The following is a 23,806-nucleotide window of genomic DNA, read 5'->3' as shown; positions in this document are numbered from 1 at the left end:
ATGCCTGATGCGGTGTCCTTACTGCGGCAGCCTCGAGACCCAGGTCAAGGACTCACGCCCCACGGATGACGCCTCCGCCATCAGGCGGCGGCGCGTCTGCCCCGATTGCGGCGGCAGATTCACGACCTTCGAACGCGTCCAGCTGCGCGAACTGACGGTGCTCAAGAAGTCGGGCCGGCGCGCGCCGTTCGAACGCGAAAAACTGATGCGCTCCCTCGAAATCGCCTTGCGCAAGCGCCCGGTCGAACCCGAGCGCGTCGAGCGCATGGTCAATGGCATCGTGCGTCAGCTCGAAAGTCAGGGCGAGAGCGAAATCGCCAGCGACCGCATCGGCGAATTGGTGATGGAGGGGCTGCGCGCGCTCGACAGCGTCGCCTATGTGCGCTTCGCCTCGGTCTATCGCAATTTCCGCGAGGCGCGCGATTTCAACGCTCTCATCGACGAACTCGATGGCGCGGCGCAGCCGGAGGCGCCTTCCAAGGACGACGGCGGAACGGACGAGCCCCCAGCGAAGACGCGCGCGCCGACTCGGGCATGAGCCAAGTCGATGCGGACGAGCGCTTCATGGCCGCCGCCATCGCGCTGGCGCGGCGCGGCCTCGGAGTCTGCGCGCCCAATCCCGCTGTCGGCGCGCTGATCGTCAAGGACGGCGTCGTCCTCGCGCGCGGCTGGACTCAGGCGGGCGGCCGTCCTCACGCCGAAGCCGAGGCTCTGCGGCAGGCGGGCGATAAAAGCCGCGGCTCCACTCTCTATGTCACGCTGGAGCCTTGCAGCCATCACGGCAAGACGCCGCCCTGCGCCGAGGCGGTAATCGCATCGGGGATCGCCCGCGTGGCGTCGGCGATCGAAGACCCGGACCCACGCGTCGCCGGGCGTGGCCATGAGCTATTACGGGCTGCCGGGCTCATCGTCCGGACGGGTGTTTGCGCGCAAGCGGCGCTTCGCGCCAATCTCGGCCATGTGCTTCGCGTCACGCAAAACCGGCCCCTGATCACGCTCAAACTCGCCATGACCGCGGATGGCTTCGTCGCGGGCGGCCCCAACGAACCGCGTCTTTCGATCACGGGAGAGGCGGCGAACGGCGCCGTCCATCTGATGCGCGCGATGTATGACGCGATCTTGATCGGCGTCGGAACGGCGCTGGCCGACGATCCGCTGCTGACGGTGCGCCTGCCCGGCCTCGAGCAGCGCAGACCCCTTCGCATCGTGCTCGACAGCGCGCTTCGGATTTCACCCGCCTCGCGTCTCGTGGCGACCGCCCGCAGCCATCCAACCCTGATTATTGCCGGAGAGGCCGCGCCCGCGGCGAACGAAGCCCGGCTTGTCGCCGAAAACGTCGCGGTCGCGCGGGTCCCGACAGACGGCGGCGGCCGCCTCGATCTGCGCGCGGCGCTGGGGCTTTTGGCGTCGCGCGGCCTGACGCGGATCTTTTGCGAAGCCGGCCCGACGCTCGCCGAAGCGCTGCTGCGCGAAGATGCCGCCGACGATATCATTATGCTGACGAGCCAAAAGCGTCTTGCCCGCCCCGGCCTTTGCGGCTTTACGGCCGAACGCATCAATGCGCTTGAGGACGGCTCGCGCTATCGGCTGGTCGAACAACGCGCCATTGGAGACGATCTCCTGACGCGGCGCGAAAGGATTTCTTAGATCATGTTCACCGGTCTTATCAGCGACGTCGGCCAGATCGCCCACATCGAGCCGCGCGGAGCCTTGCGGCGGGCGCGGATCATTTGCTCTTATCCGTTCCATACGATCGCCATCGGCGCCTCGATCGCGTGCAGCGGCCCTTGCCTCACCGTCGTCGACGCGGGAGCCCTTGGGGGAGACGCCTGGTTCGAGGTCGACGTCGCCGCTGAGACTCTGGCCCGCACGACGGCCTCGGCCTGGACCAGCGGCGACCGGGTCAATCTCGAGCGTTCGCTGAAGATCGGCGACGAGCTTGGCGGCCATATCGTGACCGGCCATGTCGACGGAACCGCCGAGATCATCTGGATCGATGATTTCGACGGCATGAAGCGCTTTGCAATCCGGGCGCCCCGCCAATTGTCGCGTTTCATCGCTGAAAAGGGATCGATTGCTCTCGACGGGACCTCGCTGACCGTGAACGCTGTCGAGGGCGACGTTTTCTCCGTGCTTTTGATCCCGCACACGCTCAAGGTCACGACATGGGGAGACAGGCGAGCGGGGGAGGCCGTTAATCTCGAAGTCGATCTCATGGCGCGCTATGCCGCGCGCCTGACGGAAGCAGCGAAGGAGGAGACGGCGCGGGCCTGATCGCCGCGAGCTTATTGTTCCGTCCCGATTTCGACTTACGGCGCGCCTTCAAGACCTATGCGGCGTCGCATGACGTGAAGCTAAACGAGCCGCTCAAGCGAGCCTTTGACGCCTATCGCAAAGGGCAGGGCGATTAAGCGCGCCGCCGGACGACGTCGCGGAAATCCGTTCCGGCTTCAGCCTTCGAGAGATCGTGGGCGACTTGCAGGTTGAGCCAGAACTGCGGCGTGGTCCTGAAACAGAGCGCGAGTCGGATTGCGGTGTCGGCGGTCACATCGCGGCGCTCGCGGACAATCTCGCTAATCCGGTTCGGGGGAACGTGAAGCGCAGCGGCCAGGCCGCGCGCGCTCATCCCAAGCGGCTTGAGATATTCCTCGCGCAGAATTTCGCCGGGATGGGCGCGGATGCGGGGCATGAGTTCTCCTAATGGTAATCGACAATTTCAACGTCTGCCGGGCCGCGCTCCGTCCAACGAAAGCAGACGCGCCATTGATCGTTAATCCGGATGCTGTATTGCCCCTGCCGATCGTGCTTCAAGGCTTCGAGGCGATTGCCTGGCGGCGAAGCCAAATCATTGAGCTTGGCGACCGCATCAAGCATATCGAGTTTGCGAAGGGCGACCGCGCGGAACGAGCTCCATTTCGCCGGGCATTTGCCGTCTTCGAAAAAGGCCTTCGTCGTCCGGCCGGCGAAGCTGCAAATCATGCCTCTATATATGATACGTCACGCGTATCAGCAAGAGGGAAAATCCGGCGTCGGAGCATGCTGCAATGGGGGGACCATGATTTACTGTCACCAGCGCCGTCTTGGCGCGGCGGCTTTAGCCGGCCAAAAGTAACGCGGACGCGGGAGAGCTCATGAATTTGTTCAAATTTTTGAACTCGGCGCAGCGCGAAGCCTTGGCATGGCAGCTCCTCTCAGTCGCGAGCGGGGCTGGTTTCACTGGCCTATTGTGGGGTGGGCAAAGGGTATGGATTGTCACCTGCGGCGCTTTTTTAGCGTTCACTTTATTTCTTTGGCGAATGAAATTTCGTTTCGTTTACGGTTTGATCGAGCTGGCGTTCGGCCTTTTCGTGCTTTGGAATTCCGCTGACGAAGGCCGCGGGAGTTTAGCTCGGATTTCAGCGCTGATTTTGACGCTTTTCAATTGTCGGTCATCATCATCCAGACTGCCGGCGCAATTTACATCTTGGTCCGTGGCATGGACAATGTTTTGCAAGGACTGCCTGCGGCTACGAGAGACCGAATCGAAAGCCGCATGAAGGAGTGGCATATGTAGTTTGCCGCGATCAGAGATCCGGTAACTTGGATCGCGCAGCGCGATTGCAGACAAACATTGTAGTGGCATAACGCGGCGCTATATCGACAGTATTAGGCGCCGCTTTTAGTGTTGAGATACTAATTATTTATATGTAATCTGGCGAGATGAAAGAGCACGTTTACCCGGCTTGCATTCTTACGTCGACGGTTTTGATCGCTACGGGCTTTTCAATTCCGCTGGTGCTGCTCGGCGTGTACATCGCGCTGCGAGCCATCAAACAAATATTCGGCGATTTTTTTTAGTCCGAGCGACGGCCCATGTAAAACCGGCAACTTCGCCATTGGTCGACATCAACCGGCGACACATGAAGCCGGGGCGCGCTATGTCGTGAGTGAACAGGCGCGGCTCAACGGCACCGTGCGTTCCTGACATTCTCTCACCGTCGCGCTCCGTCGGCGGGCCTCTCAGCCCCGAGAGATTGCCTACGCGACGAACGCAGGCGCAGCGCGCGCCCGGAGCACGCCTTGCGGCGCAGGGGCGGCCGGGCGCGTCAGCTTTCGAGCGCAGCCGCCACCAACTCCTTGCAGCGCAACAGCCGGGCATATTCCGCCGCATCGACCAAGATCTGCTCGCGCTTCGTTTCGCCGGATTTTTCGCAGGCGTTTTTCGCGTCGCGAAGTGCCGCTTCGAGTTTTGCGATGCGGGCGTTGGCGAGTTCGAGATGGACCTGCGCGGCGCCAAAAATCTTGCGGGGCTGACCCTCGCCGGCCGACGATTTGGCGAATCTTTTCTCCGTCGCGCGCTCTTTCTTGCCGAAATCATATTCAATGATCATGGCGTCTCCAATCGCGGGGGAAGCAGGACGGCGCCTTGCGCGCGCCGTCTGAAGCGATGAAGAATGGCTTGGTCCGCCTCATCGTGCAAGACGATTTGCGAAGAATATCGCGGCCTTGCGGACGTCGCCGTGCAGCAAGGGCGAGAGAAGGCGGCCCTGCGGCCGCCCCCCAATTTGTCTAATGCCCCTCGTGACCCTTGTGCGCGCCGGCGGGTTCGGCCGCGCCCATCGCCTCGACGGCGAAATCGACCTTGATCGTTCCCGCTTTTTCGAAGGTCAGCGTTCCGGGAATGCGCTCGCCTTCTTTCAGGGGCTGCTTCAGCTCCTCGAACATCAGATGGTAGGCGCCGGGCTTCAGCGTGAGTTCGCCATTGTCCGGCACGACCGCGCCGTCCTTCAGCGCGCGCATGGTCATGACGCCGTCGGTCGTCGCCATTTCGTGGATCGACGCGCTGCCTGCGGCCTCGATGGAAGCCGCGATGAGGCGGTCCGCGGGCCCGTGGTTCTTCACGATGAGATAGCCTCCGGCCACCTTGGCGCCGGGAGGAGTCGCACGCGACCAGGGATGCAGTATTTCGAGGGAGCCGAGCTTGTATTCGTGAGCGGCGGCGACGCATGGCATGAGAGCCAAGGCGAGCGCGGCGCCCGCGATGATTCGGCGGGACAAAATGAACATTCAAATCTCCATGGCGATTAGAGCGTGAAAGACGCGATTGATATCGGTCAGGCTACGGCGGCTCTAGGCGGCGGGAGGAGCGCGGGGATTATGCGGCGTTCGTCGCGCCGAGGCGGCGCGGCAATGAGCGCATGTGGCGGCGGGCAGGGCGATGACGCTTGAACGTCGCGCCGGCAGGAGGACGAATTCGGGCGCCGGCGCCGCCGCTGCGTCGAATGCGGCGCAGGCGACAAGGCAATGCGCCGCATCGGAATGGCGCTGCGGTTCGCCCGGCGCGCGTCCATTTTGGCAGAGAATCGCGTCCGGCCCGCCACCTTGGGGCGCTTGCGCGGCGGCGAGCGCTGCGAAGGCGATCGTCTGCGCCGCAAAAAGATAGCCCGCGGCGATCGCGAAATAAATTGGCCAGCGTCGCCGGCGCGCCATCATGCTGGCGCGGATTCCGGCGGCCGCGCTGCGCGAAGCAGCCGCGCCGCGGCTTCCATCTCGGACCAGCGCCGGGCGCGGCGGGCGAGGGCGGCTTCATCCGCGCCCCAGAGCTGCATCTGATAATCCTCGTCGACATGGGCCGCCGCCCAGGCTTCTTCGGCCGTCAGCGCGCCATGCGCCACGGCGAGCGCGAGGAGCGCCGATCCGGTAAGTGTGGTCATGACGTGAAGCGCCGCGAGCGCGAAAGCCCCGCCTGCCTCGGGGCGGGCGATCTCCCGCACGGCTTGCAACACAGCGCGGCGGGCAGGCTCGGGCTGCTCGACGTAATTGACGCCTTGCGCGCAGATCAGCCGGGCGCCCAATTTCTCGCGCGCGAAATTGAGCATGGGATCCCAGGCCGCCGCCTCGGCCAGCGCCAGCGCTTCGGGCTCGCCGGCGCGATAGCAAATGAGATCGGAGCCGCCGAATTGGGCGATATCGGCGATCGTCGCGTCCATCTCATTGGAGACGCCGTCGATCGCCGAATTGGCGATGCGGGTCAGCGGCATCTGTCCGGGGTCGATCAGCTCTTGCTGGCGCTCCCATTCCGCCGCAATCGCCTCGGCCGCTTCCAGCGTCGGCAGGGCGAGCGGATTGCGCGCGGGCGTCCGCGCCGGGCGCCCATCCAGCAGCAGCGCAAAAGCGCCCTCGCCAGACGACGCGCACGGCGCCGCGGCGGCATGGCTGTAGAAACGCCGCGGGAGCGATTTTTTAAGGTCCCGCCGCGCCATTTCGACCGGATCGATGGCGATGACTTCGCCGGGCGCCCGCGCCAGATCATCGCGGATGGTCTTTCGCGCAGGGTTGCCGGGCTGCTTTTCGTCGGAACTCATGGACCGATGAAATGCAGCAATTCGGCGAAATCCGCAACAATGCGCTCGGCGCCGGCGGCTTCGAGCGCGGCGCGGTCATGGTAGCCCCAGGCGACGCCGATCGGCCGCACGCCGGCCGCGCGCGCCATCTCCATGTCGAAGCTGGTGTCGCCAATCATCAGGGTTGTGGCCGGACCCGCCCCGATTTCGGCGAGGGCGGCAAGGATCATGTTCGGCGCGGGTTTGGAGGGATGATCGTCGGAGGTCTGAACGGTGCGAAAGACATCGGCCCATCCCGTCCGCGCGAAAAGGTGGTCGACGCCGCGGCGCGCCTTGCCCGTGGCGACGCCGAGCGTCACCCCGGCGTTTTCGGCAAGCGTCGCGACCGCCTCGCGCGCGCCGGGATAAAATGGCTCTTCGTAATCCGGATTGGCGCGAATTTCGGCCCATGCCGCCCGATAGGCCTCGGACAGGCTTTCGATGGGGCCGTCCGGCCCGGCAAGCACGCTGAACGCCTCATGCAGCGACAGGCCGACGATCGCGAGCGACGCCTCGCGGCTTGGCGCTGCCATCGCGTGCGCCGCGAAGGCGCGCCGCTGCGCCTCGAGAATGAACGCCTGACTGTCGACCAGGGTCCCGTCAATGTCGAAGATCACGAGTTTCACAAACTTATCAATAAGTTAAATAAAATACAATACTTTGCAATAAATGCTGGGGTATCTTGTAGGGTAATGAGATGATCGATTCGCATTTCACCGTTGGTCCATCGAAATTGGAATTGACATGGCAGCATGGTTTTGCGGGCTTTTTCGCAACGTAAGGCGCGTGACGCGAAACAATTTCGAGCCGTCTTTGAGAATGCACTTGGAAGCGACGGCATGCGTGGAACGGTCGCGATTTGGAGCATTGCCTGCCTAAGGTAGAGGCGCAGAGAAGGGTGACTAAATGACCTGCCAGTGGCTGCCGATCAATCTTTTTATCCAAAACGGCGTCAGGGAACTTGGCATCAGTCGAACCGAACTGTCGAGACGATGCGGCTACGAAAATCTATCCAAAGGGATCGACCGAATAGATGAGGTTTGTCGAGGGGATCTAACCTCTGCGCAGGCGAAAGCCATTATCGAGGCGCTTCCGTTCGCCCTTGAGATCCCAAAAGAGAAATTAGCCGAAGCCGTAATTGAAACGGCAAAAATCATCGAGGAAGCGAGGAGCAAAGAAACCGCACGACGGGAAAGTGCGTGGCGTGCCGCCTTCAGACCGCATGCGATAATCGCGACCGAACGGAGCATACCGGAGCCGATTTTTGCTGCCGTATTCATTGGGATTAATCGCATTTTGCGGGTGGATTTTGATCTGGCCTCGGGCCCGGCAAGCTTCGTTCAGCAAGGACTGAACGGCGTTCGTCTGAAGCTAGCTGAATTTCCGAACCCGTCTTGCGTGCTCCCGTGCTTTGGTCGCCCTATCGGGTTGGTTGTTAACTACGAGCCGCACAGAGCGGTCCGCTTCGACCTCGAAGGGAGGGCAATCGCAATTTTATCAGGGGTGTTTCGTTTAGGCGAAGCTACCTTGTCAATCCGTACCGATAAGCTCCGTCGATGAATGAGAGCTGCATACCTACAGTTCTTCGCGCTAACAAAGGAGATCGAATGAGCGGTGCCTGGTTCCTAATTAAAGAGGAATCTAACAATGCAGTTAGGTTGGTTAATTTTCCCAGCTTTCTTTCTGATCCAGCTTATTATCCTATGGGTCGTTTTCAAGATTTATCGATGGTGCTGGAGAAAGCTTGTCAAGGACACTTCAAAAACATGACATGACGCGATGCGAAGTGACGGCTGTGATCTTTAGCTAAAGGGGAGGCCTCATGTGATATGTCGCGCCCCATAGAAGAATTGGAGTTTGATTTCCTCAACTTCCGGGGCAGAAATGAGGATGTTAGTAACCCCAATTAATAAGCGGAAATGTTGCATGTTTAGATGGATGATGCCCTTGTTCCCGAGCTTCAAGATGGGCGTAGGCGAAAAGCGATCCTGACCGCTCGTCTGCGCCCCGCATGGCTCAGTCCCCAAAGCCACCCGGGAGACTGAATCAACACCGCCTTTCCCTGGCCAGAGCCTTTTTCAACAGCCTGCTAGAAATATATTCTCTCAGTTCGTCAGCTCGATGGTGGTCCTAACGCCATGAAGCCTCATGCATCGACCAGGCAGACAAAAAGCGCACGCACCACCGAAAATGGATTGCTATTGGACCTTCATCGAGTTAAATTTTATCGACACTTAATAACCCTAGCATCCATGGTATTTCCGATGGGACGTGGAAATCGCATTTTTTTTTTGCGATCGTTTGCGGATGTTCGGAGGCTCTTAGTTCATGCCCCAGCAACATCGATACCAAAAGTCTAGCTCTGCTTATCAAGGTGCACGAACGCATCCAGTTCGACGGCTTGGACGGCGTCTATGCCGAATATTTTACGAACCCAGGCACTGAGACCGACCTCAGGAAACAGGTGCAAAGTCTTCTCTGTCCGTTTAGGCTCGCGAACCAGCGCGATGCCGCCAAGGTCGATGGGATAGCGGTTATACTTCGGAATTTTGGCGGCAATATCGCCTTGGAAGATTGGGCCGATCTTACGAACAGCGCTTACCAAGTATTGCTAAAACAGAGTGATCCGCCAGCGATCGAAAGGGCGTTGAATTCACTGGCCGACGCGCGAACCAGCTTAGTTAGTCACGCGACGGTCGATCCGCCAAGCACGGTCATTGCCAATCAAATATTGGAGGCCGAGCAATTTCTGCGTGGAGCTATCCCGATCATTGATGCGAATACGCAAAAGTTGAGTGGCAAATCGAATGAACTAAAATCACTTTTTGGTCAAATCGAGCCTGACTAGGTGCTCAATGAAAGCTTCAAAAGGAAGTAGAGAGCGTTTACGTTTTTTATTTGTTGTTGGGTTTCTATTAAGTTCAGCCAGTGCTTATCCAGCATCTGATAACTGCTTGAGTCCCGAGTTAATAGATAGCCCCGATTTAACTAAGCTTGATCCGACTTTCAATACATACGTAGCGCCGATTGGAAACGTGCCAACTCGGCAAATCCGGTACGAGTTCAAGTTTGACGAGAAGGTAACCCCGCGAGAACTTATACTGAACGAGATTTCAGAACCCGTTTCGTGGATTAAAAGCAAAATAGTTGCTGAAATAATGGCAAATGAAACATGCAATGCGAGCCTACATGTTCCTCCTTTCGATCTATATCCTCGTCCGGATGGCAGCTTGTTTGCGCATGTTGACATTAATGTCACGATACGGGCATGTGCAGTTTTTGACTGGATATGCTCGAAGGGTTTCAAATTTTATCATTGTCAGCAGCGAATAATTACAGACATAGATAAGACTACGTTCACGCTCGACGTGCCGATAGTTGCGGCAATTGAGGCGGACGGACAGACTATCTCAATAACTCCTCATCCACAATTTGATGATCGAGGATATCTAAGTAATCCGTTTCGAAATCTTATAATAAACATCGTTGGGATTTCCACGTTAAATATTGGAAGCAAGTTTATACTTGACTTTTATAGAGGGAAACTTGGAGAGATTACCTCAGCTCTTGGAAGTATTTCTCCGCAAGGTATCATGGCACCTTCCCACAAACGAATTGCGCAGCGCTTACCAAACGGTGGAATTAAAAAAATCGTCGAAGGCTTTGTTCTAAATCCTACTGAAACCCGCTTCGTTGTTTCGAGTGCTGGAACGTCTCCCGAGCGTAATTATCCTGCGCTACTGGTGACGTACGACACGATAAAAATAAAGCACGATACGTTTTGCAAATTTGCCAGACCCTATTTCGCTCAACTAGGAGCCTACTTTCGAAGCACAAATGTCGGCGATGTCGAGAAGATACTAAACACGCACGACAATTTATGGTCCGCCGCGAAATCTGCGTACGGAGACGGGACTTATTTCGTGGCGCTGCTGAAACAGAATGACATTGCATTTGCACAAAAAAACGACCTGCAAGTTGGACAGAAAATAGTGATTCCTGCGATGTATAAGCTTTGGAAAAGTAGTGATTATCTCGTAAAAAATGGAGATTCGCTTTGGGGAATATCACGGAGTTTTGCTGAGAGCGCAAGCCAAGCCGAAATTTACAAGCAAAACCGCAAATTTATCGATAAGCCGGATCGAATTTACCCAGCGCAGTTGTTTGGAGTTAGCCAGTGAGCTCCGTGAGTAAAACCGGGAGACAGCGCTCATTGATGCTTTTAGAGGCTGGCGTCTGCGCGGCAATCGCTAGCTTGCTTAGCGGTTGCGGGATACTTGGGCTGTGTCATAATGATTGCGGTCCGGGGTGGGTTCACGGTTCCGCTGATTGTGGCTGCATGCAGGTGTCGAAGCCAACGAGCTCTCAGCCTCCGGTCGGCGGGACTTACTATGTCGTCCGGCGATATTTCTGTAACGACGGTTCGCAGTGCGACGTTACCGGCTGGGGAAATTCGTGCCCGGCGTCTAAGCAAAATGTACTTGCGTCGTTAGCTGCGGTCGACGATCCATGCCATAATTGCGCTGGGACCATTGTAGAAGGGCGCTATTGGCCTGGTCGCGCTGAGTACATCCAAGGCGGCGCCTGTGAGGGCGTTTCGTTGCTTAATTCCCGTGACAATAGGGCGTTGAATGCGCTTATTTCCTATCCCAAAAACGTTCAAAACGAAATGTTGCCGACGCATGCACCGCTGGGACCTAAAACATTACGGGCAGACGCCTCACCTAGTATCATACGAAGAATTGCTTTCTTGGCCGGGGCGCCAAATTGTCGCATCGCTTGCGTAGATGATTTTGCGTCTGGTGATTGTCTTCAACCACCTTCGAGTGGCGAGGCACAAACTCTTTTGGGAGAATTTGATGCCCTTCGAAATCATGTAGTTATACAACATGATGGGGTAATAAAAAAATCCGATGTTATGAATATTTTTCATGTTGACGGTGATGGATGCAATCGCGGCGACACATTTATCAATAATGGTCAAATAGAAAACTCGGGGGAGGGCGACTGCTACCTTTCCGCAGAGCTTCCAGTTCAAGATGTAAAAGAAAAGGGGGTCTCTCTTTATATGCCTATACATGTTATTGGAGCGGTCAATATCAACGGGCGTTCTATCGATCTCAAGTTTTCCGATCGAAAGTCTGCGCCGCTTCTTAATTTTGATGATGGAGGTCTTCAGAATGAATGGGGCGGGGCGGTCCGCAGCATCTCCGCAGACCAAACGCGTGTGATGTTTGGAACAGATACCGGATGCATAATGCTCTCAAACGAATAAAGATTTTAAATTCTGCGTGCGCAAACCGACGGGTTTTCGAGGACCGACCGACGCGGTAGATATTTATCTGACCCACCATTAAAATCTAAATAACGATGCCCCTATATTTGATATACTCGCGCATTGGCGTGCATCGGGTGCTGGTGTACGAGACGCGTCCCTACAGGCCGCACCCAGAAGGCGCGCGATGACTGTGTTCGCACAAACTGGAAGGCGAGTTCCCATTGGTCTTCGCTTCCACAGGCATCGATTCGCCCGGAGAAGCTCGTTCATTATCGTCTGGTCCCATGTGAAGTGCCCGCTTCTTCACTCATCCCGCATCCAATCCTACTGCTGCTAAGGCTTTTGTTTGGATCTTTTCGTGCTTGGGCAAACGCACGGCCTGTAGGATCCGGTAGACGCTGGCCACGCCTATCCCGAGCTGACTGGCTATCGCTTCTCTGGTGTGACCTTGTGCGTCTAACCGGACAACTTCCGCCGTCTTGGCTTTAGCTGTTGGCTTTCGACCGAGGTATTTTCCAGCAGTCTTGGCTTTCGCGATACCCTCCCTTTGCCGCTCAAGCATGATCTCTCGCTCGAATTGAGCAATTGAGCCCAAGAGATTCAGCATGAGCTTGCCAGTAGGGGTCGACGTGTCCAATCCCAACCCGATGATTCGCAGCGATACGCCCTTGTTTTCGAGCTTCCCCACGATATCCCCGAGATTGGCCACGGACCGAGCCAAGCGATCGAGCTTGGTGACAATCAGGACATCGCCTTCTCTAAGAAATCCCAACGCATCTTCCAACTCCTTGCGAGGTCCCACAGAGCTTGTCTGTTCCTGAAACAAGCGTTCAGCGCCCGCAGCCTTCAAGTCCCGTACCTGGGCTTCTAAACCCGCCTGTTGCTCGATTGTGCTCGTTCTCGCGTAGCCAACGATCATTCAAAATCCTTTTCCTATCATTAGGACCAAGAACATTGTGATCGGGGTGCTATCGCAAGTCAATATATATGCGTGTGATCGATCCTTTGATCCCAGGCGATGCTATCGCTGGGGCAAGGCCTATTGATTAGTTCTCGATCTCCTGCGCTCCGTACCGACTTTGAATTTCCGGATCGCCCACGACACATCTTGGTTGCGCTTTAGCTTTGTTAGGCTCAATTAATTATCCTCGGCGTTGCTAAGGGTTGCTCCACGCAACTCCCGCTGGCGGACTGTAAAAAGAGCTTCGCCAGTTTCAAAGAGAGCCTGCAAAGTCGAAACCGATGTCGTTTGGCCGCGGCTGCGTCGGGTGTAAGCAGCCCCAAGAAAGACAAGACAGTGGAAATTTTCAAAATTTTTCTCGCTTTGCCTAGTCAGACTCCTCTGGTCAAACTCTTGATAAGCGTCGCTGGTTCAATAATCTGGATAGGTATTCTAATATACCTGTGGAATCCATCGTCAGAGAAAATACAAGATGCAAATGCTTCTCCGTCCACATCGCCCACTTTTAATTCATCCGGACAGACAGGCGGGCAAATGGGAATTATTAACAATTTCAATAATCAAGCTATAGAGGCAGTTAAAGAGAAGCCGACTATACAATTAATAAAAACATCTGTTATTTCTACTCCTAATTGGGCACGATATTCTGGATTGGATCCAGATCCGACCAAAGACAGCGCTCTATTCGATGTACCTGGAGTATTTATTTCGAATACGTCGCTTACTAAGTCGGTAACCGTCCGTTTGAAACTTGTAATCACTGATGATTCACTACCGGGGTCCACGTGGGAATTTGACGGCAGCGGGGAGGATCTATTCCGGAGAAAATTGGGGAAAAACGACCTCGGGTCGCAAATTCTAAAAAATAGACTCGGAGTAGATGAATCTGAGCGATTGCTACTTTCGCCTCTCACACTTGCGCCTCAGCAAACTCGTTATGGCAGCCTACCTTTTATAATTCAGATATTTTTTGAAGATAAACAATACCAGAAAGTTGTAGATCAACTGGTATTTGAATCTTCGAATAATAGATTAAGATATAAACTTGAAATTAAAGATGTTATTTCTGGTCAGATTATTTCCGTAGATTTGCCAGGACAACTTAAAGGCGAGTAACTTAGGTGATGTCGCAGTATGTGCATCACAATATTGTTTGAGAGCCGCGTGTCGGACGCTAACATCTAGGCTAGAAGCAGTAATACTACGGCTTCTGGGCTCATTTGTCAGGCGCACAGGCTTTCGGCTCATAACGAGCATCGTGTTCGAGGCTCAAAAGCGGTCGAAACGATTCTTTCCGCTAGGAGGAAGAATCGTAAAAAGATCGCAATCAGGACGGTCAAATCGCGTTTGAAGCTTGCCCGAATAACCAATCCATCCTTTTAGTTTCGACTCGATTTCATCTTCATTGCCTGCGTAGTTCTCAATAAGTCGATTATAGTACAACATTTCCGATACGCTTATCTTAATGGTGCCATGTCGGGGATTCATATCCTGCCATAACTCCTCCAACTCGCGGTATCGCTCCAAAAATTTTCTTTTAATTGAAGGATGGATAATCATAACTGAATGAACATGTGGAGCAACGGAGGGATGAGTTCCAAACAATTTTGGCTTGTCACTTTTGTATCTCGTTGAAGGATTATCGACGAAAGCAATTGCTAATGGATATAGATGTTGCTTGTTCCGCCTGTCTATATTGTTTACAAGTTTACGACACATTAAATGATAGAAGTGTTCAAATTGTCCAAGGCACTGCGATGTCTGAATTGATCCGACCTTGAATGTTACGGTCAATGGAACTATCAAAGGAACATCATTGTGTTTACGAATTCTCTTAACATCAGTAAGTAACCATCGCGTTATGTCTGAAATTGACCGATCATATAATGTTGAGTTAAACTTATTGTGACTAGTGTGCACGATAACGTGTCCTTTATCTATATTATGTAAGTATATATAATTTAATTATAGTATGTAGTAGGCATGGCTTAACATTATTGATACACGTAAGTGTCCAATAAATTATCTTTGCATAGCATCTTTATCACTCGCTGAATATCATCGAGTACAGTGAAATACTAAATATTTGATACGAGCGTACTTATGTAAATGGCGTTTGAGATATTACGTCATGTACGCTGTCGGCTTACTAAATCGTCGGCAGAATGTGGTATACCAAGTGATTATCGTGGAATATCATTATTACTCTTGGCAATGGGGCGTGCATACACCCATTGCTCAATTTCCGAACTAATATAGTATAATCTATTGTTTATCTTCCTTGCCTGCGGGAAGTTCTCTGCTTTATTCTCGGAAAGGCGTGATATCGTTCTCGTGCAGACTCCGAGCTTAGTTGCAACAATGCGTTTTGTAATTAAATAAACCTCGTTCAAGACCTAAATCCCTTTTCTATTTAGAGTAATGTAGCGACGTTGCCACGTTAATATTCTTATTTTCCATTTTCAGCTCAATAACAAGCCACAAAACCTGTAAAAAAACGAAATGTGTCAAATAAATAAAAGATATTATAAAATATAGTGTGATTGTTTTCCATTGTCTTGGGCGCTGCATTGGACATTGGGACCAATTAAATTTTTTAAAAATAGGGCGAAACTGGCAGTCAAATCGAATGCTGTTGTTTAAGCGACGCCATGTAAAAACAAATATAATGTAATGTAATGTAAGTAAGAAGTATAATGTAAATTATTGTATGTATATACTGTAATTAGACTAAGATTAAAAATACACAATAAGGTTATTTAATTGTATCTAACTTGTTGGTTATTTTATTAACATACGATGCCCAAAGATTCATTGCCTCCCTTTTTTCTGATTGAAAGTCATATTGCTGATAAACGCCCTGAACTCCGCCAAAAGTGCCGCTTGAATGATTAAGCAGTTTTTCGACGACGGGAAGCTCTACCTTTAATCGGGCCATGCCCGTCGCGAAGGTGCGTCGTAGGTCATGAAGCGTCCAGTTATTCTCGGATTGACAACTCATCATCAACGCTTTCTTGCGTCTCGCAAAATTCCTTATCGGGGAAAATCCGTTAGTGGTGAAGACAAAGCCACTTTCGCTTCCTATCCGTGGAAGGGTCAGTAAGACATCAATAATCGTTGGGCTTAACGGAATGATGTGTCCCTTGCCGTTTTTCGTCCGAACCGCTGGCAGGGTCCAAGAACGTTCTTCGAAATCGATCTCCGACCAGGTCATGTCCGAGACCTCCGAGCGCCTTTGACCGGACAAGATCAGCACTTTGATCATGGAGCCGTACGGCCACCCCGCTCGCTCACTCGCTTGCCAAACATCCGTCAATTCCTTCTCTGACAAAATTCGATCTCGTCGTTTGGCGGGAGACGGTTTTCTAAGTCCCGCGATTGGGGAGGCGGAAAGCATCTCCATACTGATGGACCAGTTGATCAGGCTGGAAATCACTTCGAAAACTCGATTAGCCATAATTGGAGCTCGGTCAGCAATCGCTTCAAGCAAATCGCGGATGTCACTGCGGGTGATTTCCGTAAGGCGCCTCCCGCTCCAGCGCGATAAAATTTCACGCTTAAGGATGCGCTTCATCTCTTTAGCGGATTGAGGGCGAGTTTTCGGTTCGACGTGTTTGACGACAAACTGAGCAACTACAACGTCGACCAAATCGAGGTCGCTGGGCTTTCGCGCCTTCTCTCTCTCCACTTTCTTTTCGGCTGCAGGGTTACGTCCATTCGCCACCTTCGTGGCAGAGGCCAAGGCAATGGAGCGGGCCCGCGAGAGATCGATTGCAGGATAAGAACCAATCGTAAGCTTTTTTGGCTTTCCCTCGAAGCTGAAGCGATATGCCCACGATTTCGCGCCACTTGGCTGAACAACGAAATAAAGGCCACGCGTATGGCCATCCGGCACCTCGCATCTCTTCGCCTGGGGCTTTAGCGCTGCAATTCCCTTTATGGTCAAATTCTTCGCCATACGCGACCTCACTAGGCGATCAGGGTATATTTGGGGTAATGAAAAGTATGTGTCTAAAGCAGTAAATGAACGTCATTGACCGTCGTGGACAAAACTCAAATTAGCGATATAATTCAATTGAATGAACGTAAAGTCCGTCCAGGTGTTTCTTAGATTGTCTCGCTAAAACGCCTGGCTGTCGACCAGGGTGCCGTCAATGTCGAAGATGATGAGTTTCAAGGCGCCATCCCGCAAAACAAAACTAAGCAGCCGCTAAATTTTTCCATTGTTTTGAAGGCCTTGAGCGGGATGACGCGCGCGCCCGGTCTGTGTCATCCTCCGCCGGCGCTTTTCGCGCGGACGGCGGCCACAGATCATGAGCAAGCAAGAAAAGTCCCTTTACATGACGGTTCTGATGACGCCCGACATGGCCAATTTTTCCGGCCATGTCCATGGCGGCGCCATTTTAAAGCTGCTCGATCAGGTCGCCTACGCCTGCGCCGCCCGATACAGCAAGTCCTATGTCGTGACCGTTTCGCTCGACCAGGTGATTTTCAAAGTGCCGATCAAGGTCGGCGAGCTGGTGACCTTCAGCGCCAATGTTAATTACGTCGGTAGGACCTCGATGGAGGTCGGCATCAAGGTGACCGCCGAGAGCCTCACGACAAAGGACAAGCGTCATAACATCTCTTGCTATTTTACGATGGTCGCCCTCGGCGCGGACGGAAAACCCGGGATCGCCCCGCCGCTGGAGCTCGAATCCGAGACCGAGCGCCGCCTGTTCGAAGCCGGCAAGATGCGCAAGGAAATGCGCCAGGAAATCGCCGCCCGCAACCGCGCGCTGCATGTCGGTATGCCGGATTAGTTGAGCGGTCTGCGGCCAGCGCAAAAGCCCTCATGGCGAGGAGGGCTCGAAGAGCCCGTCCCGAACCACGAGCGTCGTTGTCGCCTCCTGTTGCGCCCGAACCGATCCTTCGCGATAGGCGCCGTACGCCTCGCTCAGGCTGAGGCGCGCAGCGTTTTCAAACGGTCGCCTCCTATGGATTGCGGCGCGAGAAGGAGACCGCATAGGCGCCGTCGCGGGTGTCGACCAGGGGGTCGCTCGACTGTTCGATGCCGTCGATCAGGGCGCCGGGCAGGAAGAGAAGCTGCTTTTGCGCTTCGAGCGAATTTGCGCTGGCCTTGTCGATCGTCAGCACGCCGAGTTCGACCAGTTTGCGGTCATCTGGCCACGGCTTCGACCCGTCTTTCACGTCATCGCCGGCGGCGGCGATCTGCGCCTTCAGATGAAAAGTCACGGGGGCCGCCTTTAGGCGCGCGGCAATATCGTCGACAAGAAAATCCGCTGGCTTGCCGGCCGCGTCTTCCGGGCTGAGATGCACCGTTTTGTCCGGGATGAACTGATACCGCACCGCCTGCTTGGCGCCGCTTTTGTTCACCAACAGGAATGCGTTGATTCCATAATATTCTTCATGAGCGAAACTGTCCGGCGTGTGGATCGTCGCAAAGGCCGCCGGCACGGTCGGATGGGCCGCGACGAATTTTTCGAACGGCGACGGATGCGGCCCATCCTTCGGGCTCTGCGAGATCGCCGTCAGAAGCTGTAGAAACTCCTCTCCGGTCGCCACAGGGAAAAAATGCAGCGAATTCGTCACCATGTCGGTTTCGCCGCCATCCGGCAGATGGAATTTGACGGAGAGGCCGTGTGGATTGGCGTTCGGATCGCCATCCGGGATCGTGGGAACGCCCGTGGCGTCGGAAAAGCGCACGACGACGGGGATCTTCTCGCCTGAAAAAATCGCCGCCCGGCTCAACTGGGCGGCTTCCGGAGAGGCGGTGAAGCTTCCCTCTGCGACGGCGCCCTTGGCGTGATTGGCGCGAAATCCCGGATGAACGCCGAATAATTTGTTCATCACATCGACGATGGCGGTCGGGACGTCCGCATCATCCGCCCGCGCCGGAGCCGAGGCTGCGATCGCAGACGCGGCGAGAAGGAGCTTGGCGGCGAAAAGGATCTTGTGCTTTGAATCTGGCATGTTTTCTTCCCGGAACTGTCGAGGCGCCGGCCCCCGCGAGGCGGCTGGCAAGCATGATGATATCGACGCGTCCGGATCAAGCCTGTTTTATAACTCGTCCAGGATGTCCGGGCGCGCGGCGCGATCGTATGACGCCGAAAGGCGCAGACCATTCCCACCGTCATCACCTCTAGAGGATTGAAATCGATCACTTTTATGTTTCTGATCAATTTGGCCCAAAATCATCTGCGGCGGGGTTCCAAAGGCTCATCCGCCCGCTTGCGCGAGCAGGTCGTCGCGCCCGGCAGACAGGCGATTCCCGGCGTCGAACACGCGAGTTTGAAGCCCGCGCGGCGCGACCAGGGACGATCCGGCCTGGGCGCGCGCGACGTCCTGCTGCAAATGGCGCAGCCGTCCGTCCATTCGAGGCAGGCCTCGTGCGTGCGCCCGAACTGATAGAGAGACGGTTCGATCGCCGGCGCCGGCGCGGGTTCGGCGCGCGCAAGACAGCAGACGGCGCAAAGCATAAGCGCCGCGTAACTCGTGATATGGCGTGACCAGCGGAACATGGCGGGCGCAAGAGAGGGCTGTTCGATGGGAAAGTGCAAATGGTGCAACGGAAAGTGCAAGAAGATTTGCAAGGAGAAGGGCAAAAAGAAGGGAAAGTGACCGTCGTCCCGGCGTTGCCGTTTCCGGCCTCCCATGTTAGGCGCGGCCATGCTCGAAGGTCTGCCCCCGAATAACGCCGCCTATGTTATGCGCCTGTCCTGTGACGAGGCGACGTCGCGCATCGTCTCCGACATTATTTTCGAGACCTTCGATCCGGCGGACGCGGCCGTCGCCGCCTTCGAGGAGGCGCCTTCGACCGAGGATTGGACCGGCGGCCCGTGGATTGTGGAAGCCTATTTCGGCCTTCCGCCCGACGAAGACAATTTGCGCGCGCTCGTTTCCGCTGTGGCCGGCGATGACGCCGCTCGCGGCATGAGCTTTGGCCGCGTTGAGGCGCGCGACTGGGTCGCCTCCTCCCTCGAAGGCCTGAAGCCGGTGCGGGCGGGGCGCTTCGTCGTGCATGGATCGCATAGCCGGGGCGAGGTGCGGGGCCATGAGATCGGCATCGAGGTCGAGGCGGCGCTCGCCTTCGGCACCGGTCATCACGGCACCACCCGCGGCTGCCTCCTGATGCTCGACCGCGTCGCGCGCCGGCGCCGGCCGCGCTCCATTCTTGATGTCGGCACGGGGACGGGCGTGCTCGCCATCGCGGCGGCCAAACTTTGGAAGCGCGCGATCTGCGCCGGCGACGTCGACAAAGTTTCGGTCGCGACCGCCGCCGAGAACGCAAGACGCAATGGCGTCGGCGGCCTCGTCGAGCCGGTCGAGGCGAGCGGCGTCGCCCATCCGGCGTTGCGCAAGGGAGCGCCCTTCGATCTGGTCTTCGCCAATATATTGGCGAAGCCGTTGCGCGCCTTGGCGCCGCAGATCGCCGAGGTCACGGAGTTTGGCGCGGACATCATCCTCTCCGGCCTGCTCGGCCGCGACGTGCCCGGCGTGCTCGCCGCCTATCGGGCGCAGCGCATCGTGTTGCAAAGCCGCCTCGACCTCGACGGCTGGGCGACGCTGCTGTTGCAGAAGCGCGGCTGAATTCAGGAAATCGCCTTCCTGCGGGCGAAGGCGAGCCGGATCTGGGCGAGCGCCAGCGCGCGCATCCCGGCGATGTCGGAGCTCATGACGATTAGCGCATAAACCGCGGCGCCGAGGCTGATCTGCGCCGCGAGCGTGGCGAGGCCGGGCTGGCTCTCGCGCAAGGGAAGCAGCGCGGCGGCCATGGCCGCATTGCCAAAAATGATCGCGACGATATCGCGCAGGCGCGGCCATCTTGGCCGAGCCGCGCCTGCGAAGGCGACCAATGTGACGAGCGAAGCCAGCAAAGCGCCGGCCTGCGCGATGGCGAGGCCCGAGGCGCCGGCCTCGCGCGGCAGAATGACGATCAGCAGCGGGTCGACGACGCAGGCGACCAGCGCCGCGACGATCAGCGGCCCGGTCTTCTTCTCGATCTGAAAGATCGGATTGATCGCATATTGGATCATCGCCATGCAGAACAGCCCGGTCATCATCAGCGTCAACAGCGGGCCGAAATGGCCGCGGAACTGCTCCGGCACGATCAGGCTTTCGACCGAGGGCAGCGTCAGCCAGATGCCGGTGCAGGCCGGCAGCACCATCGCAAAGACGATCGTCATATTACGCCCGACCTGGCGGCGCGCCTGTGTCGGCCCGCGCAGCTCATGCGTCGCCACGGCGATCTGGAACAAGACGACGTCAAGCGCCGAGCCCACCGCCTGAATCGCCTTCGCGCCGAAATCATAGGCGAGTGAAAATTGCCCGGTTTCGGAGAAGCCGTAAAGCGAGGCGAGGATCGCCCGGTTGGCGAGCGGGATCGACAGATACAGCACATTGGCCGCGACGATCGGCAGGCTGTAGGCCATCAGCGCCCGCGCGGCCGGAAGGCTCGCAAGTTTCGGGTCCGACATCGGATCGTGCAGCGCCGCCCGCGCCGTAATCACCGAGCCGGCGAGGCTTACGATGCCGCCGATCAGCGTCATCTTCGCCGAGGCGAACCAGAAGGCGCCGCCGCCCATGAGCGCGAAGGTCATGATGTTCTTGACGAGCAGTAGCCGCGCGAACAGGCGGTCGTGAAACCGCGCCCGCACCAGCGCTGTGTAATAGTCGAACAGGCCATTGGCGATGGCGACGCCAATCGCGAGCACGATCAGCCCGTTCGACAGCGTAAAGGTGACGCCCGACATGACCAGCAGGGCCGCGCCGGCGGAGATGGCGAGCGCGATGAAGGCGAAGCCGAAATCGAGCGTCGCGCGCAGCGCCGGTTGCTCGCTGCGGGCGCGCTCGGAATAAAATCGGGTCGCGCCGAGCCGGACCCAGTCGAAGAAGGCGGTCTGCACGGCGATCGCCGTCGCATGGGCGAGGGCGAACCGGCCATATTCCGCGGGGCCGAGATATTTCGCGACGAGAAGGCCGACGGCGAAGCTGAACAGGATGTTGCAAAAGAAGGCGATGAAGACCGTCATCCTGGCGCCAATCCGGATCCTGCCTTTTTCCGCGGCGCCCGCTCTGAAGCCAGCGCCGGGCGCCTATCCAAAGCGCATCGATCAGCCGCCAAATGACGCTCCAAGGCCTCGTAAGCCCATGCGCAAAGAGCCAAAAATCATCCTTTCCATCTTGGCGGGGTTCAAGCAAGCGCCGAGCCTGAGGCGGAAGGCGCAACACGCTACCCCTGAGGCTTTTTCATCACGGTGAGTTTATCCCTTGGATCCAACGCCTTCGGCGTTTGAGCGGCCGGCGCGGCTTTCTCCCTGCCGACCAACGGGCTACAAGCGAAGCCATGCATGACGTCACCCTCTCCGCCGCCCTGCTCGCCGGGCTTCTCTCGTTCCTCAGTCCCTGCGTGCTGCCGCTCGTTCCGCCCTATCTCACTTTTATCGCCGGCACGACGATCGAGGAGATTGCGACGGAGCGCGAATCCAAGGCGCGGCGGGACATTCTGATCGCCGCGGCGCTGTTCGTCGCGGGCTTCTCGACCGTATTTGTGGCGCTCGGCGCGACCGCCTCTTTCGTCGGGCAGATCATGCGCGAGCATCTGCAGATGCTGTCGGTCCTCGCGGGGGCGGCCATCATCCTGATGGGCCTCCATTTTCTTGGCGTGTTCCAGTTCGCGCTGATGTATCGCGAGGCGCGGGTTGCGGTGCAAAAGCCGGTTGGCGCGTGGGGCGCCTATGTGATGGGGCTTGCCTTCGCCTTTGGCTGGACGCCTTGCATCGGGCCGATTCTGGCGGCGATTCTCGCCGTCGCCGCCTCGGAGGAGACGGCTTTTAAAGGCGCGGCGCTGCTTGCCTTCTATTCGCTCGGGCTTGGCATGCCGTTTTTCCTGGCGGCCCTCGCCATCGAGCCTTTCATCCGCGCCATCAAGCGGTTCAAGCGTTATTTCGGCGTGCTGGAGCGCGTCGTCGGCGTGCTGCTGGTGCTGACGGGCATCGCATTTTTGACGGGCTCCGTGCAGAACGCCTCGTTCTGGCTGTTGCAGACCTTTCCGGGGCTGGCCTCTGTCGGCTAGGCCTTTCACATCTGGTAATAGCTGATCTTGCCGTCGGGCCCCTTTTTCCAGAGGAAGACGACATAATCGGCGCGCGTCACGTCGCCTTTCTTGTCGAAGCTGATCGGGCCGATCACCGTATTGAAGACCATGCCGGAATGGATCGTCTTGGCGATCTCGGCGGCGTCGAGCGATTTGGCCGCCTCCGCCGCCTGCTTCACCACCTCCACCGCCGCGTAGGAATAGAGCGTGTAGGTTTCGGGATTAAAATTCTTCGCCTTGAATTCCGCCACTACTTTCGCCGCTTCCGGCCGCTCGCGCGGGTCGGGCGGGAAGGTCATGAAGGTTCCCTCGACGCCGGGGCCGGCGATCGCGGCGAATTCGTCGGAGGCGATGCCGTCGCCGCCCATCATCGGCGTTTCGACGCCTTGATCGCGCATCTGGCGCAGCAGCAGGCCGCCCTCGGTGTGGACGCCGCCCCAATAGATGACGTCAGCCCCGGATTGCTTGATCTTGGAGACGATCGCCGAATAATCCTTCTCGCCCTTGTTGATCCCCTCATAGAGCACGTCCTTGACGCCGAGCGCCTCGAGGCTCTTGCGCGTCTCGTCGGCGAGTCCTTTGCCATAGGTCGTCTTGTCGTGGATGATGGCGATCTTCTTAAAGCCCCGCCCGGCGAGGAATTTGGCGGCGACCGCCCCCTGCTGGTCGTCGCGGCCGCAGGTGCGAAAAAGCGTCTCGATGCCGCGATCGGTGATTTTGGGATTGGTCGATCCCGGCGTGATCTGCAAAATATTGGCTTCGGCGTAGACGTCCGAGGCGGGCAGGCTCACGCCGGAGTTGAAATGGCCGATCACGACAGACACCTGATCGCCGACGAATTTATTGGCGACGGAGACGCCCTGCTTTGGGTCCGCGCCATCGTCGCCGACGCGCAGCGTGACTTTCTCGCCGAGAATGCCGCCGGCCGCATTGATGTCGGCGACGGCCTGCTCGGCGCCGTTGCGCAATTGTGCGCCGAAAGACGCGTCGGGGCCGGTGATCGGCGCGCCGACGCCAAAGCGCACTTCAGCGATCGCGGGGGGCGCGACGGCGGCGAGGAAAAAAGCCGTCATCAGGCTGAGGCGAGCGAAGCTGGGTTTCATCTGCTG

The 23,806-nt window shown here is 56.9% G+C and carries 27 protein-coding genes; 13 read left to right on the top strand and 14 right to left on the bottom strand.

Translation table 11 applies throughout. The annotated features are described in order from the left end of the window. Positions 1 to 7: 7 nt before the first annotated feature. The 3 genes from nrdR to MSIL_RS10760 are packed head-to-tail and all read left to right on the top strand — an operon-like array spanning position 8 to position 2,274. On the top strand, positions 8 to 538 hold the full coding sequence (gene nrdR, locus MSIL_RS10770) for a transcriptional regulator NrdR (RefSeq protein ID WP_012591118.1): 531 nt from the start codon (positions 8 to 10) through the stop codon (positions 536 to 538). Then, positions 535 to 1,647: a bifunctional diaminohydroxyphosphoribosylaminopyrimidine deaminase/5-amino-6-(5-phosphoribosylamino)uracil reductase RibD gene (gene ribD, locus MSIL_RS10765; protein ID WP_012591117.1), complete on the top strand. Its 1,113-nt coding sequence runs from the start codon at positions 535 to 537 to the stop codon at positions 1,645 to 1,647. The genes nrdR and ribD overlap by 4 nt, the downstream gene beginning before the upstream one ends. A 3-nt stretch (positions 1,648 to 1,650) precedes the next feature. Then, the gene (locus MSIL_RS10760) at positions 1,651 to 2,274 is read left to right on the top strand and encodes a riboflavin synthase (RefSeq protein ID WP_012591116.1); all 624 of its coding nucleotides are present in this window, start codon (positions 1,651 to 1,653) and stop codon (positions 2,272 to 2,274) included. A 133-nt stretch (positions 2,275 to 2,407) separates the two neighbouring features. Here MSIL_RS10760 and MSIL_RS10755 read toward each other — a convergent pair whose 3' ends face one another. After that, positions 2,408 to 2,689: a HigA family addiction module antitoxin gene (locus MSIL_RS10755; protein ID WP_012591115.1), complete on the bottom strand. Its 282-nt coding sequence runs from the start codon at positions 2,687 to 2,689 to the stop codon at positions 2,408 to 2,410. 8 nt (positions 2,690 to 2,697) lie between these two features. Then, positions 2,698 to 2,979, bottom strand: a complete 282-nt coding sequence (locus tag MSIL_RS10750; protein WP_012591114.1) for a type II toxin-antitoxin system RelE/ParE family toxin — start codon at positions 2,977 to 2,979, stop codon at positions 2,698 to 2,700. Positions 2,980 to 3,131: 152 nt separating this feature from the next. Between MSIL_RS10750 and MSIL_RS21320 the strand changes: the two genes are divergently transcribed. Continuing rightward, a complete protein-coding gene (locus tag MSIL_RS21320; protein ID WP_148213074.1) occupies positions 3,132 to 3,536 on the top strand; it encodes a hypothetical protein in 405 nt (134 codons plus the stop codon). Positions 3,537 to 4,085: 549 nt separating this feature from the next. Here the strand turns inward: MSIL_RS21320 and MSIL_RS10745 are convergent. From MSIL_RS10745 to MSIL_RS10725, 5 genes are all read right to left on the bottom strand, one after another. Continuing rightward, positions 4,086 to 4,370, bottom strand: coding sequence for a hypothetical protein (locus MSIL_RS10745; protein WP_012591113.1), 285 nt, complete (start codon positions 4,368 to 4,370; stop codon positions 4,086 to 4,088). Positions 4,371 to 4,548: 178 nt separating this feature from the next. Then, positions 4,549 to 5,046 carry a copper chaperone PCu(A)C gene (locus tag MSIL_RS10740; protein ID WP_012591112.1) on the bottom strand — a complete coding sequence of 166 codons (498 nt, stop codon included), beginning with the start codon at positions 5,044 to 5,046 and terminating at the stop codon, positions 4,549 to 4,551. A gap of 63 nt (positions 5,047 to 5,109) precedes the next feature. After that, positions 5,110 to 5,472, bottom strand: coding sequence for a hypothetical protein (locus MSIL_RS10735; RefSeq protein ID WP_012591111.1), 363 nt, complete (start codon positions 5,470 to 5,472; stop codon positions 5,110 to 5,112). Further along, positions 5,469 to 6,344 (bottom strand): ATP12 family chaperone protein, encoded by an 876-nt coding sequence (locus tag MSIL_RS10730; RefSeq protein ID WP_012591110.1) that lies wholly within the window; start codon positions 6,342 to 6,344, stop codon positions 5,469 to 5,471. The genes MSIL_RS10735 and MSIL_RS10730 overlap by 4 nt, the downstream gene beginning before the upstream one ends. Continuing rightward, positions 6,341 to 6,988 (bottom strand): HAD-IA family hydrolase, encoded by a 648-nt coding sequence (locus MSIL_RS10725; RefSeq protein WP_012591109.1) that lies wholly within the window; start codon positions 6,986 to 6,988, stop codon positions 6,341 to 6,343. Before MSIL_RS10725 ends, MSIL_RS10730 begins: the two co-directional genes overlap by 4 nt. A gap of 280 nt (positions 6,989 to 7,268) precedes the next feature. Between MSIL_RS10725 and MSIL_RS20185 the strand changes: the two genes are divergently transcribed. The 5 genes from MSIL_RS20185 (at position 7,269) to MSIL_RS21315 (ending at position 11,637) form a co-directional block, all read left to right on the top strand. Further along, on the top strand, positions 7,269 to 7,922 hold the full coding sequence (locus MSIL_RS20185; protein WP_012591108.1) for a hypothetical protein: 654 nt from the start codon (positions 7,269 to 7,271) through the stop codon (positions 7,920 to 7,922). Positions 7,923 to 7,969: 47 nt separating this feature from the next. Then, a complete protein-coding gene (locus tag MSIL_RS21690) occupies positions 7,970 to 8,137 on the top strand; it encodes a hypothetical protein (protein ID WP_187148648.1) in 168 nt (55 codons plus the stop codon). A gap of 599 nt (positions 8,138 to 8,736) precedes the next feature. Beyond that, the gene (locus MSIL_RS10715; RefSeq protein WP_012591107.1) at positions 8,737 to 9,210 is read left to right on the top strand and encodes a hypothetical protein; all 474 of its coding nucleotides are present in this window, start codon (positions 8,737 to 8,739) and stop codon (positions 9,208 to 9,210) included. Positions 9,211 to 9,217: 7 nt separating this feature from the next. Then, positions 9,218 to 10,543 carry a LysM peptidoglycan-binding domain-containing protein gene (locus tag MSIL_RS20755; protein WP_012591106.1) on the top strand — a complete coding sequence of 442 codons (1,326 nt, stop codon included), beginning with the start codon at positions 9,218 to 9,220 and terminating at the stop codon, positions 10,541 to 10,543. Positions 10,544 to 10,962: 419 nt separating this feature from the next. Continuing rightward, on the top strand, positions 10,963 to 11,637 hold the full coding sequence (locus MSIL_RS21315) for a hypothetical protein (protein WP_148213073.1): 675 nt from the start codon (positions 10,963 to 10,965) through the stop codon (positions 11,635 to 11,637). Between the two features lie 310 nt (positions 11,638 to 11,947). Here the strand turns inward: MSIL_RS21315 and MSIL_RS10705 are convergent, their stop codons facing one another. Continuing rightward, entirely contained in the window at positions 11,948 to 12,559 is a 612-nt protein-coding gene (locus MSIL_RS10705; RefSeq protein WP_012591104.1) for a recombinase family protein, read from the bottom strand. A gap of 378 nt (positions 12,560 to 12,937) precedes the next feature. On the opposite strand from MSIL_RS10705, the gene MSIL_RS21310 reads away from it, so the two are divergent. Next, positions 12,938 to 13,717, top strand: coding sequence for a hypothetical protein (locus MSIL_RS21310; RefSeq protein ID WP_148213072.1), 780 nt, complete (start codon positions 12,938 to 12,940; stop codon positions 13,715 to 13,717). A 153-nt stretch (positions 13,718 to 13,870) separates the two neighbouring features. Here the strand turns inward: MSIL_RS21310 and MSIL_RS21305 are convergent, their stop codons facing one another. Next, positions 13,871 to 14,395, bottom strand: a complete 525-nt coding sequence (locus tag MSIL_RS21305; protein ID WP_148213071.1) for a hypothetical protein — start codon at positions 14,393 to 14,395, stop codon at positions 13,871 to 13,873. A 961-nt stretch (positions 14,396 to 15,356) separates the two neighbouring features. Continuing rightward, positions 15,357 to 16,559 carry a tyrosine-type recombinase/integrase gene (locus MSIL_RS10700; protein ID WP_012591102.1) on the bottom strand — a complete coding sequence of 401 codons (1,203 nt, stop codon included), beginning with the start codon at positions 16,557 to 16,559 and terminating at the stop codon, positions 15,357 to 15,359. A gap of 355 nt (positions 16,560 to 16,914) precedes the next feature. Between MSIL_RS10700 and MSIL_RS10695 the strand changes: the two genes are divergently transcribed. After that, a complete protein-coding gene (locus MSIL_RS10695; protein WP_012591101.1) occupies positions 16,915 to 17,403 on the top strand; it encodes an acyl-CoA thioesterase in 489 nt (162 codons plus the stop codon). A 172-nt stretch (positions 17,404 to 17,575) separates the two neighbouring features. Here MSIL_RS10695 and MSIL_RS10690 read toward each other — a convergent pair whose 3' ends face one another. Further along, positions 17,576 to 18,574, bottom strand: a complete 999-nt coding sequence (locus tag MSIL_RS10690; RefSeq protein ID WP_012591100.1) for a catalase family peroxidase — start codon at positions 18,572 to 18,574, stop codon at positions 17,576 to 17,578. Positions 18,575 to 18,820: 246 nt separating this feature from the next. After that, positions 18,821 to 18,976 (bottom strand): hypothetical protein, encoded by a 156-nt coding sequence (locus tag MSIL_RS21685; RefSeq protein WP_012591099.1) that lies wholly within the window; start codon positions 18,974 to 18,976, stop codon positions 18,821 to 18,823. A 294-nt stretch (positions 18,977 to 19,270) separates the two neighbouring features. Between MSIL_RS21685 and MSIL_RS10680 the strand changes: the two genes are divergently transcribed. Next, positions 19,271 to 20,191, top strand: a complete 921-nt coding sequence (locus MSIL_RS10680) for a 50S ribosomal protein L11 methyltransferase (protein WP_012591098.1) — start codon at positions 19,271 to 19,273, stop codon at positions 20,189 to 20,191. A 2-nt stretch (positions 20,192 to 20,193) separates the two neighbouring features. Here MSIL_RS10680 and MSIL_RS10675 read toward each other — a convergent pair whose 3' ends face one another. Further along, positions 20,194 to 21,633, bottom strand: coding sequence for a lipopolysaccharide biosynthesis protein (locus tag MSIL_RS10675; RefSeq protein ID WP_012591097.1), 1,440 nt, complete (start codon positions 21,631 to 21,633; stop codon positions 20,194 to 20,196). Between the two features lie 314 nt (positions 21,634 to 21,947). Between MSIL_RS10675 and MSIL_RS10665 the strand changes: the two genes are divergently transcribed. Beyond that, complete coding sequence (locus MSIL_RS10665) at positions 21,948 to 22,676, top strand: cytochrome c biogenesis CcdA family protein (RefSeq protein WP_012591096.1); 729 nt, start codon at positions 21,948 to 21,950, stop codon at positions 22,674 to 22,676. Positions 22,677 to 22,681: 5 nt separating this feature from the next. On the opposite strand, the gene MSIL_RS10660 is transcribed toward MSIL_RS10665, so the two are convergent. Continuing rightward, complete coding sequence (locus MSIL_RS10660; RefSeq protein WP_012591095.1) at positions 22,682 to 23,800, bottom strand: branched-chain amino acid ABC transporter substrate-binding protein; 1,119 nt, start codon at positions 23,798 to 23,800, stop codon at positions 22,682 to 22,684. Positions 23,801 to 23,806 lie beyond the last annotated feature (6 nt).

It is taken from the genome of Methylocella silvestris BL2 (genome assembly GCF_000021745.1).
GTDB classification, from domain to species: domain Bacteria; phylum Pseudomonadota; class Alphaproteobacteria; order Rhizobiales; family Beijerinckiaceae; genus Methylocapsa; species Methylocapsa silvestris.
The sequence above is the reverse complement of the archived record's forward strand: the minus strand, read 5'-3'. Positions and strand labels throughout refer to the sequence as shown.